Source organism: Carnimonas bestiolae (assembly GCF_051251145.1).
Classification (GTDB): Bacteria; Pseudomonadota; Gammaproteobacteria; order Pseudomonadales; family Halomonadaceae; genus Carnimonas; species Carnimonas bestiolae.
Window position 1 is genome coordinate 151,616 of the sequence record NZ_JBPCZK010000004.1, and the last position, 14,130, is coordinate 165,745.

Here is a 14,130-nt window from a genome sequence, read left to right on the forward strand (position 1 = left end):
CTGTGAGTCTTCGTCGCCCCCTTCGCTCAATGGCCGTCGAAACAGTGCGTTACGTCGCTAATTTAACGCTGACGCTTGACGCTGAAGACAGGCCAAGTATACTACGCCGCGTGCTTAAGGCTGTTCCCCGATAGCTCAGTTGGTAGAGCAAATGACTGTTAATCATTGGGTCACAGGTTCGAGTCCTGTTCGGGGAGCCAATCAGCACCGCTGCATCACATATGATATTCCCCGATAGCTCAGTTGGTAGAGCAAATGACTGTTAATCATTGGGTCACAGGTTCGAGTCCTGTTCGGGGAGCCAGCAGCGCCGCAGCATTACACATCGATATTCCCCGATAGCTCAGTTGGTAGAGCAAATGACTGTTAATCATTGGGTCACAGGTTCGAGTCCTGTTCGGGGAGCCATCACAACCACATCCTTTCTTCACCGCTCAATTGACGATTAGCACAGCCCCCCTGCACTAATTCTATTCGTTCGGCCTAGCGTTCTTGAGCATGCTTAGCGCCCCGAAAATCTCCCGCGATACCTGCATCATCTGCCTTACCTTTCCGCAAATACCCCGGGCTTGCCTCTAACTGGCCTTTTATATTTCCACGCCAGGCGCTTTTATTGAGCTTTCGTCGGCCCCATGGCGAGTGCTCAGATACGCAGCTATCGATTCCTGGGTCACTTCCCCCATGAATGAGCCGCTATCGTCGATTACCGGTAGCCATGAGGTGTTGTATTCATACATGCGAGACAACACCACGCGCAGATTTTCGCCGCCTTCGGCGCTGGTAGAGAACTCACGCAAATAGCGATCGATAGTGCTGGCATCGTCTACGTGGCGCAAATCGTGGCGGCGCACAAAGCCGGCCCCCTTGCCGCTGGCATCCGATATCACCAGATAGCGGCGGTCTTCTTCGTCCATTCGCGCACGTGCATCCCCCACCCGAGTGCCCAACGGACTGGAAGGAGAATCGTCGGCGGCATCACCGGCCGAGATCAGAAGCAGGCGTTTCAAGGTATGGTCGGCCCCCACGAACGCGCGGACAAACTCATCGCTGGGATCCGCCAGCAGCCTATCGGGGTGGGCAAACTGCTTCAGCTGCCCCGAGCGGAACAGCGCTACCTTGTCCCCTAGTTTGATCGCTTCATCGATATCGTGGCTTACCATGATGACCGTTTTACCCAAGGTGCGCTGCATTTGCAGGAACTCGTCCTGGATCACGCTACGGTTAACCGGATCGACCGCGCCGAAGGGTTCGTCCATCAGCAATAGCGGAGGATCGGCCGCCAGCGCACGAATAACCCCAATGCGCTGCTGCTGGCCGCCTGACAGCTCGCGTGGATAGCGCGATAGATACTGGTTGGGCTCAAGCGCCACCATCGCCATTAGCTCACGCGCACGTTCATGCATACTTTTGGCTGACCAGCCCAGCATGCGCGGGACAACGGTAATGTTCTGCTCGATCGTCATGTTGGGAAACAGACCGATCTGCTGAATGACGTAGCCCAGCGAGCGACGCAGTTCTACCTTATCCATCGCCGCAGTATCGTTGCCGTCGATCAACACACGCCCCGCGCTTGGCTCAATCAGCCGATTAATCATCTTGAGCGTAGTGGTCTTGCCACACCCGGAAGGACCGAGGAATACGCAAAGCTCGCCCTTTTTGACCGTAAGGCTAACGTTATCCACTGCCGCCACCCCGTCGCCTCCCTTGGACGTTGGAAACACTTTGCTCAGTGCATCAAGTTCAATCATTACGCAATTCCTTTGGAGGTCAGAAGACGTTGAATCAGGTTCAACACGACGTCAGTAATGACGGCCAATAAGCTAACAATCACCGCACCCACCACCAGCAGCGGGATGTTGCTCTGCCCAATGGCATTCAGAATCAGCAGTCCCAAACCACCTGCCCCAATCACTGCGGCGATAGTCATAACGCCAATATTCATCACTACTGCGGTGCGCACGCCCGCAAGAATGACGGGAACAGCCAGCGGCATATCGACACGAAGCAAGCGCTGCCAGAAGGTCATGCCAATGCCACGACCGGCTTCACGAATACCAGGATCGATACCGGCCAGCGCAACGTAGGTGTTACGCATAATGGGCAGCAGCGAGTAGAGAAATACCGCCGTAATAGCCGGTGCCGCACCCAGCCCCATACCAAAGGCGGAATAGAGCGGCATCATGATGCCAAACAGCGCCACCGCGGGCAGCGTTATCAGGACGGTTGCTGCGGTAAGCAGCGGCGTCGCCAGCCAGCTCACTCGCAGCATCAGCACGCCTAGCGGCACACCGATAACGATGGCCAGGCCAACGGCAATAGCGACCAGATAGATGTGCTGGCCGGTCAGCAATAGCACCTGCATCCAATCAAGGTTGTTAAGCGTGGTCGTAAAATCCATGGGCGCCTTAGATCAATCCATGTTGAGAGAGAAAGTCCCGTGCCACCGTATTCGCCGACTCCTGATCGACATCGACGCGCGTATTGAGCGAGCGCATGGTCGGGCCATCCAATAGCGCTGACAGCTTTTTCATCTGTGCGCGTAGCTGCGGATGTTTTTTTAGATAATCGGCGCGCACCACCGGAGCGGCGTTATAGGCGGGGAAGAACTTGCGATCGTCCTCCAACACGCGCAGATGGAAGGCGTTGATGCGTCCATCAGTGGTGTATACCACGCCGCCAAATGCCTGCTGGTTGCGCAGTGCCAGGTACACAAGCCCCGGGTCCATCGAGCGTTTTTCGCCACGGCTGAAGCCGAAGTGATATTTCTTGTCGAGTCCGGGCAGGCCATCGGGACGCCCAGCAAAGTCGTAGTCCATCGCAAACAGCATGTACTGCTCAGGGTGATCGCGCGTCCACTTGGCAAACTCGCTCAAGGTACGCAGGTCACCATTTTTCTGGGCGATGGCCTCTGGCATGGCAATGGCGTAAGTATTGTTGAATTCGCTGGGATCGAGCCATATCAGCCCCTTTTTGCGATCCAGCTCACTCACTCTCTTGTACGACTGCTCAGAATCAAGCACCTCCTCCACATGATTGAAGGTTAAAAGCGACGTACCGGTATATTCCCATAGCAGATCAAGCTCGTTGTTTATCTGCGCTGGACGAGAGATGGACGTTGCCAATCCCCAGGTCACATCGACCTCATACCCCAGATGCTGCAGATACATCTCCGTCATGGTGGCCAGCAAGCGCTGCTCGGTGAATGACTTCGCCCCGATACGAATACTGCCCTGACTGGCCGCTTGCGTTTGCCCACAGAACACCGCCAGCAGTATGGCTGCCAGCACCAATCGGAGTGCGCCCTGAGCTCTGCTTTTAGGATTGGTTTTCATGCAGCACCCTCCGCAGCGCTATGGCCCTGAAAAGCAGTCAGGCGATGAGCAATCAGCGCCACCAGGCCATCCAGCACAAGCGCCAGCAGCGCGGTAGCAAAGGCACCCAGCAGCATTTGTTGGGCATTATTGAGATAGATACCGGGGAAGATCAGATTGCCCAGGCTATTGGCTCCAATCAGGAACGAAATCGGCGCACTGCCAACATTGATCGCCAGCGCAATGCGAACGCCATTCATGATCACGCCCCAAGCGTTAGGTAATTCCACCCTTATCAGCGCTTGCAGCGGCCGCATCCCCAGCCCTTTGGCAGCCTCTTTTAGCGCGGGGTCTACATTCCTGAGGCCCTGATAGGTGTTGCGTACGATCGGTAACAGCGACGCCAGCCACAGCGCCAGCACCGCCGATGTCGCGCCAATTCCGAAGAACGCCAGCGCGATCGCCAGCACCGCCATCGGCGGTACCGTATTGGCGATATTGAAGACCTGCATGAAACGTTCGGCACTGCCGGCCATACGCGGTCGGCTCAGCCCTATGCCAACGGCGATACCCACGACCAACGCCGCCACCATGGAGACCAGCACCAGCAGCAAATGCTGACCGGTGTAGAAGAGCAGATCGGTATGAAACTCAACGACGGTGGCCCAGCCAATCCAGTACAGAATCAACCAGCAAAGAATCACGGCACACAAGGCGCCACCACCGCGTCGCAATAACGTTGGGGTCATTGGATAATCCCAAATGGATGCGGATGACGGGAAGACAATCGGCGGCAGCTGGCAATAGCAGTGTTGTTGGAAAATTATACGTATTGCGCGAAGACTGATGCCTTTTCCCTTGAAAACCTTCGTTCACCGGAAGGCTTTTATATGTAAAACAGACTTCTATGGCAGAGTCAAAGCGCCACGGCGTATCAACGGGCCGCTCAGCACCAATATTAGAAGAAACGTTCAACGACGAAAGACCACACCGCGCTAGCGGTTTTTTACCCTGTTTTTCAGCCAGCCATGGAAGGTATTTGCCAACCTGAAGAGAGGTGATGTGTACTTAGGCTTTGGCGCCAACAGCAGCGCTTTTCCATCGGCTATCAAAGAGGGATAACAGGCATCTGAGCGACGTTTTCTGGCCCACCAAAAAACACTATTTCTCTGTCTTATAAACGTATATTTACCTTTTGTTTCAGAAAGATAGAAACACTTAACAACACAACCAATATCCGCGACGCTGCCTATTCGCCTCGCACAGCCATTGCAGTTGTCCCTCCCCCGCTAGCGCCTCCTTCCCCCTCGGAAATACCGCATGATTGCACCAGTGAAAATACTCGGTATCGCGATCCAGCAAGCGGCACATGCAGCAGGCAGGCAAACACCGAAGGAGTAGAAGGTAGCCACGGGATAAAAACGCCTCAGCGCGCAAAATTACTACTTTAGTCTACCCATGCCATTATCTCCCCCTTGCCGATCGAATGACTCTATCTGTTGCCGCAGCGGAAAGAGCTAAGCCCCGCGTAACGCTCTACCTCGTCGCGCTAACCAAGCGCCAACCCAACGGCTGCCCTGCTCATTCGGTGATGAACGCCGCCTTCTTGATCGCTGCGGTACAAGAAAAGTGGGATACGCGACGAGTGCTCCCCTCTACTAAAGCCTTATGCGCGTCTTAAAACTTGGGTCTATGCTGAAAAAGTAGGTAAGGCCCCATCTCAGTAACAGCGCCAGAATAATCCCAATAACCCACATCGAGAGCGGTTTACCATGACAACATACGATCAAACCAAGCAGCGCGATGACATTGCGCAAGTCATCGACCTGCTCACCCGCGACATGCGCGGTGAAGGCACGGTTAACGGCTTGCCTTCATTCGATAATCATCAGGCAGGCGATCATATAGCGACCGGCATGATCGGTTTCAAGCAATCGTGGCACGGTTTTGATGTAACGGATACGCCCGTCGAGGTCACCTATGCGTTTCCGGATTGGCCCAAGGATGGCTCGGTAAGAATCGGCTGGTTCTCTTCAGCAGGAGGCACCAGCGGCTTCAATGCCCAGCAGCAAGCGCAGGCAGAGCTATCGCTGCAATCGTGGGCTGATCTAGCCAACATCACCTTCACCAAAGTAGCGCCTGACGATCTTTCAGCACAAATCACCTTCGGCAACTACCAATACGACTCGACCGTTGCCTTCACTCAACCGCCGCCGAGCGGACTGACTGACGGCACTGGACGCAACGAAGCCGGTCAATCGTGGTTTAACGCCAAGTGGAAAGAAGAAGGTGACCAGAACTGGCAGAACCTGCACCCCGAGCTTGGTAATTACGGCCGCCACACGCTCACCCATGAGATCGGCCATGGCCTGGGACTCAACCATCCGGGTGCCTACAACGGCTCAAGCCACGCGGGTTACGCCGCTTCCGACTACGCAGAAGACACACGCCAATACTCAGTCATGAGCTACTGGGAAGAGGAGCACACCGGGGCCGACTTCAAAGGTCATTTCACTGGCGCCCCACTGCTGGACGACATTGTCGCCATCCAAACGCTCTACGGTGCCAACATGACCACCCGCACGGGTGACACTACCTACGGCTTCCACTCCAACACCGAGCGCGATTATTACTCTGCCGACAGCAGTGACGACATCCTGATCTTCTCAGTGTGGGACGCTGGCGGAATCAACACCTTCGACTTCTCCGGCTATGCCGACGACCAGCATATCAACCTCAACGCTTTGGCCTTCTCCGATGTGGGTGGACTCAAGAAGAATGTTTCGATCGCTGACGGCGTTACCATCCACAACGCCATCGGCGGTAGCGGAAACGATGTGTTGGTGGGCAACGACGTTGCTAACCATCTTGAAGGCGGTGCGGGAAACGACGTGCTCTATGGTGGTCTTGGCAGCGATACACTGGCGGGCGGTAGTGGCAGCGATACCTTCGTGTATTTGGACACCGCTGAGTCCACCGCCACCGACAGCGATGTCATCACCGACTTTGTGAGTGGCGAAGATCTACTCGATCTGTCTGCTATTACTGCCGCCAAAGGGCTCGCCGGACTTACTCAGGTCGAGCATTTCAGTGGGCAGGCCGGAGAGGTGGTAGTGGAACCGTCGGACAGCCACCAAGGCCAATTGCTCAGCATCGACTTCAGCGGTGCTAACGCAACAGAGTTCGCAGTGGTGATTGGCGGCTCGTTCGATCTAACCACTGATCTAGTGGCATAGCGCGCGCCCTACTCCCTTCGTTAACACTCTTGCTTATCAAAGTGGCTCTCCTTCACGGGGAGCCAATGCAGTGAGTGGAAGAACACATAACCTAAGCGACATTCCGGATTGGTATCTTTGGAGACGACAATGACCAGCAAAAAGGCTCCGTCAGATCGCTACACCAATGAAGTGAACACCGTACTCGATACCCTCACCCGCGACCTGCGAGGCGAACACTCCTATCACGGAGTCTTCAAGGATATTCCCTCGTGGGACAGCGATCAGGCCGCGCACCAGCTCATTCGCAGTGGCCAGAATCAGCTCGACGATAAACCGCTCGGCAGTTCGGTGTCGTTGACCTACGCTTTTCCTGACTGGTCCTACGACGCCCATAACCTCTCACCGGACGAGGGAAGGCAGGATACCCATCTTTCGGCGTTTACCCCTCAGCAGCGCGAACAGGCGCAACGCGCGCTGCAAAGCTGGGCAGATGTCGCCAATATCGACTTTACCGAAGTCGCACCCGATCAGGCCGCCGACATTACCTTCGGCAACTATGAGGGACCCGGCCAGGCGTATACGGTGATGCCGGGCAACACCCTGACTGACTACAGCGGCCGCAGCCTATCCGGGCAAACCTGGTTCAACATTGGCTATCAGGACGACCCGGACAATCTCGGCGCCTATCAGAACGCCTATCCGGAAGCGGGCAACTATGGGCGCAAATCCTTCGTGCATGAAATCGGCCATGCGCTAGGACTCAGCCATCCAGGCGACTACAACGGTAACCAATCGCTGCATTGGGAGTTCTCGGACTATATGGAAGACACCAGTCAGTACACCGTGATGAGCTACTGGAGCGAATCCTATACCGGCGGCAATAATGTGGGTGAATTTGCAGCAGGCCCACAGATCGATGACATCGCTGCCGCTCAGCTCCTATACGGCGTCAATCAGGACACCCGCAGCGGCGACACCACCTACGGTTTCCATTCCAATAGCGACCGCGACTACATGAGCGCGCACTCCAGCGACGACCAGCTGATTTTCTCGGTATGGGACACTGGCGGCATTAACACCTTTGATTTTTCTGGCTACTCCGATTACCAGATCATCAACCTGAACGAAGGCACTTTTTCCGACGTTGGCAAGGGCGTGCACAACGTCTCCATTGCCAAGGGCGTTACCATCCATAACGCCATCGGCGGTAGCGGTGAGGACACGCTGATTGGCAATGCTGCCGGTAACCATCTGCAAGGAGGTGCGGGCAACGACACGCTTTATGGCGGGCTAGGCAGCGATACGCTTACTGGCGGCAGCGGTAAAGACACCTTCATCTATCTGGATAGCGCAGAATCGACGCTTGAACAAACCGACCTGATTACCGATTTTACCAGCGGCGAAGATAGCCTGGATCTCTCGGTGATCGGTGATGCTTACGGCATCGATCATCTGGCTAGGGTGGATACGTTTAGCGGTAACGGAGCAGAAGTAACGCTCAGCCCCCTAAGCGATGCGTCGACTCAGCGATTGAGCGTCGATTTTGCCGGTAATGGATCAGCCGACATGTCGATTATTATCGCCGGTTCATTTGATACTGAAATTGACTTAATCATATAAATAATAGAAAGCGTGGCATCCTTCGGGATGCCCGTTCGACATCATACGAAAGTCGAGTGCGCGCATGGCTTAATTACACTACTAATACACTCAGGTATTCCAACGCAGCATTATATTCTTAAGATGTTACGCAACGGCAATCACTACATATAACATGCCCCTTCCACATAAATGCGGAAGGGGCATGTTATTATATACATATACTATTTTTCTACTGATCTATCAGAGCCGATCACGTGCTGCCGAGGAGGAGTGATACCGCCCAGGCATACATAAATGATTAGCCGAAGAACTTGCCAGCCACCAGTTTGATATCGGACACGCCAGCTTCAACGCCTTTGGAAACACCCGCCAGGATGTCGCCTACGCCCGAAGCGATATTCGCATGGCCGAATTCTTTAACGCCATCGCCGATGCCGTGCAGGATCGGGCCAGAAACGCCCTGATAGCCGTCAACCAGCCCACCGATGGCAGAAGCACCGAGATCCAGGCCAGTACCTACCGCGTTCAGAATGTCGCCCGCGATATCTGTGTAGAACGAGAGCTCATCCGGGCCAGCCGCACCATTTACCTGAGCGATTTCAGCAACATTGAGTTCTTTCATAATACACCTCTGATATTCATTAACTTGCTATTAAAGTAGGTCTAAATGACCGTTTGGCGGCACCGCTGCCGTCACGAAAAAATATATGTAGCGATAACTTCAAAAGCAAGTAATCAATGCAAATAATTTTATTACCCAAATAGCGAATATCGATGACATACCGCGCCCCGCCTGACCTTCCTCACTTGATCGCTAGAATGCAATATAGTTGACGAATATTTGCAATAATAACGCGCACAATTAAAGGATTATGCTTATAAAAATCAGTTCCTACGACAACTCACGCTTGACCACTTCGATAAGATTTCTGATCGTTGGCGTCTGATCGTTATGGCGCGTCGCCAGTACAATACTGATCGGCGGTGAGCAGCCCTTGATGCGTGGATACACCACCCCCTCACTACGCACCTGACAGACCGACTCGGGAATCAGGCTAATGCCGAAGCCGCTGGCGACCAGGTTAGGGCACGAAGGTACCTGCGGTGCTTGTTGGCTCAGCAGCGGCTCGCGCCCAGTGTGACGAAACACGCCCAGAATAAGTTCGTAGAGCGCAGGACTGGTCCAGGGAGGTGCCGTAATCAGCGGATCTTCGCCCAAATCTCCCGGATCGACCTCTTCCTTACCCGCCTCGGCGTGCCCATCCGGCAATACCAGCCGCAGCGATTCTTCAGCCACCAACGTAAAATCAAGACCCGCGTCCTCTGGGGGCAAGCGCACAAAGGCGGCGTCGAGCCGACTCTCACGCACGGCTTCAATCAATGAAGGTGAATCGCTCTCGTGAGGGGCCAGCTCGACCTGCGGGTAGCGTGCGCGAAAGGCGCGCAAGGTGGTCGCAATGCTGGCATGGAAAACCGCCGAAGACGCAAACCCGAGCCGCACACGCCCGCTAATACCGCGCGCAGCGCGCTGGGCGTTGGTCAGGGCTTGCTCAGCGGCATTCATTACGTGCTGCGCATCGATTTGCAACCGCTTCCCTGCTTCGGTGAGCTCGACGCCGCGGCTGAACCGGTGGAACAGCGGTGCACCAATCTCCCCTTCCAGCTTGCGAATTTGCTGACTAAGCGGAGGCTGAGCAATCCCAAGGTGCTCGGCGGCGCGTGTGAAGTGCAGCGTTTCTGCCACTGCGAGAAAGTACCTGAGCTGACGAATATCCATATTAAAAACGTCTCAAAATAGCAACATCAATATATTGGAATAATCACACAAGAATTACCATAATGTACACATCCCTTGACGGAAGGATGCTCTGAAGCACCTGTGGTAAGCAGCAATGGTTTCGCTGTAGGCGCGATGTTTTAGAGCTGGCTGACAATTCTGGAGACATCGTTATGGCTAACGCATCTTGCGACTGCGCTGAACGCATCGCCGCCGCCTATCTTGCTCATCATGACCATCCCGGCGCCGACGACGGCGTTGAGATTTATCAAACATCGCTGATGAGCAGCCTGATCGCAGGCGTGTATGAAGGTGAGACCACCCTCGGTGACCTGTTCACCCACGGCGACTTTGGGCTCGGTACCTTCGACAATCTCGATGGCGAGTTGATCGCGTTCGACAAGGAATCCCACCAGCTGCGCTCGGATGGTTCAGCTAGCGCGACAACTGACGATCAGAAGACGCCGTTCGCCGTTGTTACCGATTTCAACCCGAGCGTGACGATTACGCTGGATGAAGCGATGGACAGCGACGCCATCGAAGCCCTGATTGATCGCCTGGTGCCCTCGGAAAACCACTTCTGCGCCATTCGTATCGATGGCGACTTCGAACTGGTGAGCACCCGCACAGTGCCACGTCAGGAGCGCCCGTACAAACCAATGCTTGAAGCCATCGCCGAGCAGCCCACCTTCGATTTCAGGGAGAGCACCGGCACCATGATTGGTTTCCGCACACCTTCCTACTTGCAAGGCGTGAACGTGGCGGGCTACCACATTCACTACATTACCGATCAGCGCGACGGCGGCGGCCACGTGCTCGATTACAAGGTGACACGCGGCACCCTGCAATTAAGCGTGATTAGCAAGCTGCGTATTGATTTGCCGCGCTCTTCCGACTTTCTTGATGCCGACCTCAACCCCGCCGACATCGATGAAGCCATTCGTCAAGCGGAAGCCTGATAGACAGGCTATCCCTCACTTTATATGGGCGATCGCCTAGCGATTCGCACATGTTACTCATCGACAGGTATTGATCATGGCAACCAACGACAAGCTTAGAAATAGCGGCGCGGATTTAGTCGTGCGCAATCTTGAAGCCCACGGCGTTCAATGGGTGTTCGGTATCCCTGGCGCCAAGGTAGACCGCGTGTTCGACGCGCTGGAAGATTCTTCCATTCAAACCGTGGTGGCACGCCACGAAGCCAACGCTGCCTTTATGGCAGGCGCTGTTGGCCGCCTGACCGGCAAGGCCGGTGTGGCGCTGGTTACCTCTGGCCCCGGCTGTACTAACCTGACCACCGGTTTGCTGACCGCGAACACTGAAGCAGACCCGATGCTAGCGCTGGGCGGCGTAGTGCCGCTACAGGATCGCCTGAAACAGGTTCACCAAACCCTCGACACGGTTAGCCTGTTCACTCCGGTTACCAAATTCAGCGCTGAGATCACCTCGCCCAATGCGATTTCGGAAGGCGTTACCAACGCGCTGCGAGCAGCCGTGAGCGACCGCCCCGGCGCTAGTTTTCTGGCCTTGCCACAAGACATCATGAACAGCGAAGGCGTGAGTGAGGAAGTGCTGGTGTCCGGCAAGATTCCACGCATGGGCGCTGCTAGCCGCAATGGCATCGAACAGGCGGCCGAGCTTATCAACAACGCCAAACAGCCCGCTATTCTGCTTGGCATGCAGTCGAGCGAGCCGCGCAATGTAGAAGCGCTGCACCAACTGCTGAACAAAACCACGCTACCGGTCGCAGGTACGTTTCAGGCGGCTGGCGCGATCGATATGCCGCGCCTCGAGCTATTCGCCGGACGTGTTGGCCTATGGCCCAACCAGCCAGGCGATGAACTGCTGAAAAACGCAGACGTGGTACTGACGATCGGCTACAACCCTGCCGAGCACGAACCCTTCAAATGGAACGCTGCCGACCACAAGGTGATCCACCTCGATTCCATTCAGGCGGAAATCGACAACTATTACAACCCGGATGTAGAGCTGCGCGGTGATATCGCCGAAACGCTAACGACATTGAGCGAGCAACTCACGCCGCGTAGCATCGATGGCGCTGCCGCAGACCTGCTCAAACGCGTGGCAGAAGAGCGCGCTAACATCGCCAAGATAGCGCCCACGCTGGATAACGGTCATTCGGTGCACCCGCTGCGCATTGTGCATGAGCTGCAGCACCTGGTGGATGATAACGTCACCATGTGCGTGGACATGGGCAGCTTCCATATCTGGATTGCCCGCTACCTGACCAGCTTCCGCGCCCGCCAGCTGTTGATCTCGAATGGTCAGCAAACCATGGGTGTGGCACTCCCTTGGGCGATCGCCTCGGCACTGGTGCGCCCTAACGAGAAAATCATCTCGGTGTCTGGCGACGGCAGCTTCATGCAGTCGAGCATGGAGCTTGAAACCGCCGTACGCCTGAACTGCAACATCATGCACGTGATTTGGATCGATAATCACTACAACATGGTGCAGATTCAGGAAGACGATAAATACGGTCGCAGCTCAGGCGTAGAATTTGGTGCGATTGATTTCGCTGCCTATGCCGAATCGATGGGCGCCAAAGGATTCTCAGTCAATCGTCCTGATCAACTGCATGACACCTTGGCCGCCGCGATGGCCACTCAAGGCCCTTCAGTCGTTGCTATCCCAGTGGATTATTCCGACAACGGCAAGCTGATGGCCCAACAAGGCCTGATGAGCGAACTGATCGAGCAGTAAGCTCGACTGCCTCAGCGCAATAGCGCTGAAGTGACCCGCCACCGCTGCGGGTCACTTCCCCCGTTACCAGAATTGACGACGGCAACATCGCCGTTGCCCGCCTATTCTGTTAGATCGTCTTGCGTTTCGACGGCGCTCACTTTTCTCATCGCCTTCCCGTTATTTATATAGGAAACGAATACATGATTATTTCTAGTCCCACGGATTATCGGTTAGCGGCCAAAAAACGCCTTCCCCGCTTTTTGTTTGATTACATCGATGGTGCTGCCGTCACTGAAGGCACCATGCGCAGCAACGTAGAGGCATTGCAATCGATTGCGCTGCGCCAGCGTGTTTTGCAAGGTGGCGGCAACCCGACGCTGGAATCAGAGATTCTCGGCAGCCAATGGAAGCTTCCCATTGCGCTAGGCCCCGTCGGCGCGACCGGCATGTACGCCCGTCGTGGCGAAGTGCAGGCAGCGAAAGCCGCAGAGCACGCCGGTATTCCTTACACGCTATCTACCGTAGGGGTATGCCCCATCGAAGAAGTGGCTGCCGGTGCCAACGGTGAGCAGTGGTCGCAGCTTTATGTTCTCAAAGACCGCGGCTACATGAAGAACTCGCTGGAACGCGCTTGGGAAAACGGCATGAAAACGCTGGTGTTCACCGTCGATATGCCGCTGCCCGGCTCGCGCTACCGCGATGCTCACTCCGGTATGTCGGGCCCCAACGCCACTATGCGTCAGTATCTGCAGGCCTGTCTGCACCCGCATTGGGCTATCGACGTTGGTTTGCAAGGTCGCCCGCTGTCGTTCGGTAACATCGAGAAGTACACCGGTCACCGCATGACCATGGACGACTACATGGGCTTTTTGAGCAAAAACTTCGATCCATCCATCGCCTGGAACGATCTCGAATGGATTCGCGATAGCTGGAAAGGCAACCTGGTCATCAAAGGTATCTTGGACAAAGAGGACGCCCGCGAAGCCGTACGCATGGGCGCCGATGGCATTATTGTCTCCAACCATGGCGGTCGTCAGTTGGACGGTGCCAAACCCACCGCACGCGTGCTGCCCGAAATTGCCGAAACCGTCGGCGATGACCTCACCGTGCTCGCCGACTCAGGAATCCGCTCCGGCCTCGACGTCGTGCGCATGATGGCACTCGGCGCCAAAGGCGTACTGCTAGGACGCTCCTATATTTACGCCCTCGCCGCCGGCGGCCAGCAAGGCGTAACCAACCTGCTCAAGCTGATAGAAGCCGACATGAAGGTTACCATGTGCTTGATCGGTGCTAACTCGCCTGATGAGATTACTGCTGATCGATTGGATAAGGTGGTGAGGTAGTTTTTGGGATGCGGGGCTTGGCTGATTCTAAAGCCTGCGCAGGGCTTCACTGTTGGCGTCTTTTCAAACCTAACCTTTATTCTGAATGCGAGAGGAACCTTGTCCCTCTCGCGCTCTCCCGCTCATGGAAACGCCCCGAATGTGATGACGCTGTGCACGCACAGCGCACACATTCA

General features: G+C 55.4%; 11 protein-coding genes and 3 tRNA genes. 8 read left to right on the top strand and 6 right to left on the bottom strand.

What is annotated here, in order from left to right:
- Positions 1–124 precede the first annotated feature (124 nt).
- The 3 genes from R84865_RS07005 to R84865_RS07015 all read left to right on the top strand — a co-directional run bounded on the left by R84865_RS07005 (position 125) and on the right by R84865_RS07015 (position 408).
- Positions 125–200 (top strand) — tRNA-Asn (locus tag R84865_RS07005).
- Positions 201–228: 28 nt separating this feature from the next.
- Positions 229–304: transfer RNA gene (locus tag R84865_RS07010), tRNA-Asn, on the top strand.
- A 28-nt stretch (positions 305–332) separates the two neighbouring features.
- Positions 333–408: transfer RNA gene (locus R84865_RS07015), tRNA-Asn, on the top strand.
- Between the two features lie 179 nt (positions 409–587).
- Here the strand turns inward: R84865_RS07015 and R84865_RS07020 are convergent.
- The 4 genes from R84865_RS07020 to R84865_RS07035 are packed head-to-tail and all read right to left on the bottom strand — an operon-like array spanning position 588 to position 4,060.
- Complete coding sequence (locus R84865_RS07020) at positions 588–1,748, bottom strand: ABC transporter ATP-binding protein (protein WP_435630851.1); 1,161 nt, start codon at positions 1,746–1,748, stop codon at positions 588–590.
- On the bottom strand, positions 1,748–2,398 hold the full coding sequence (locus tag R84865_RS07025) for an ABC transporter permease (RefSeq protein ID WP_435630852.1): 651 nt from the start codon (positions 2,396–2,398) through the stop codon (positions 1,748–1,750). The genes R84865_RS07020 and R84865_RS07025 overlap by 1 nt, the downstream gene beginning before the upstream one ends.
- Before the next feature lie 7 nt (positions 2,399–2,405).
- Positions 2,406–3,332 carry a glycine betaine ABC transporter substrate-binding protein gene (locus tag R84865_RS07030; RefSeq protein WP_435639226.1) on the bottom strand — a complete coding sequence of 309 codons (927 nt, stop codon included), beginning with the start codon at positions 3,330–3,332 and terminating at the stop codon, positions 2,406–2,408.
- Positions 3,329–4,060 (bottom strand): ABC transporter permease, encoded by a 732-nt coding sequence (locus R84865_RS07035; RefSeq protein WP_435639227.1) that lies wholly within the window; start codon positions 4,058–4,060, stop codon positions 3,329–3,331. The genes R84865_RS07030 and R84865_RS07035 overlap by 4 nt, the downstream gene beginning before the upstream one ends.
- A gap of 1,023 nt (positions 4,061–5,083) precedes the next feature.
- Here R84865_RS07035 and R84865_RS07040 point away from each other — a divergent pair.
- Positions 5,084–6,547, top strand: coding sequence for a serralysin family metalloprotease (locus R84865_RS07040; RefSeq protein WP_435639228.1), 1,464 nt, complete (start codon positions 5,084–5,086; stop codon positions 6,545–6,547).
- A gap of 129 nt (positions 6,548–6,676) precedes the next feature.
- Positions 6,677–8,149, top strand: coding sequence for a serralysin family metalloprotease (locus tag R84865_RS07045; protein WP_435639229.1), 1,473 nt, complete (start codon positions 6,677–6,679; stop codon positions 8,147–8,149).
- Positions 8,150–8,429: 280 nt separating this feature from the next.
- Here R84865_RS07045 and R84865_RS07050 read toward each other — a convergent pair whose 3' ends face one another.
- Together R84865_RS07050 and R84865_RS07055 are read right to left on the bottom strand one after the other, a co-directional pair.
- Positions 8,430–8,753 (bottom strand): hypothetical protein, encoded by a 324-nt coding sequence (locus R84865_RS07050; RefSeq protein WP_435630857.1) that lies wholly within the window; start codon positions 8,751–8,753, stop codon positions 8,430–8,432.
- A 270-nt stretch (positions 8,754–9,023) separates the two neighbouring features.
- Complete coding sequence (locus tag R84865_RS07055; RefSeq protein WP_435630858.1) at positions 9,024–9,908, bottom strand: LysR family transcriptional regulator; 885 nt, start codon at positions 9,906–9,908, stop codon at positions 9,024–9,026.
- Between the two features lie 173 nt (positions 9,909–10,081).
- On the opposite strand from R84865_RS07055, the gene budA reads away from it, so the two are divergent.
- The 3 genes from budA (at position 10,082) to lldD (ending at position 13,954) form a co-directional block, all read left to right on the top strand.
- Positions 10,082–10,867 (top strand): acetolactate decarboxylase, encoded by a 786-nt coding sequence (gene budA / locus R84865_RS07060; protein ID WP_435630859.1) that lies wholly within the window; start codon positions 10,082–10,084, stop codon positions 10,865–10,867.
- A gap of 76 nt (positions 10,868–10,943) precedes the next feature.
- Positions 10,944–12,629 (top strand): acetolactate synthase AlsS, encoded by a 1,686-nt coding sequence (alsS, locus tag R84865_RS07065; RefSeq protein ID WP_435630860.1) that lies wholly within the window; start codon positions 10,944–10,946, stop codon positions 12,627–12,629.
- 182 nt (positions 12,630–12,811) lie between these two features.
- A complete protein-coding gene (gene lldD / locus R84865_RS07070) occupies positions 12,812–13,954 on the top strand; it encodes an FMN-dependent L-lactate dehydrogenase LldD (RefSeq protein ID WP_435636657.1) in 1,143 nt (380 codons plus the stop codon).
- Positions 13,955–14,130 lie beyond the last annotated feature (176 nt).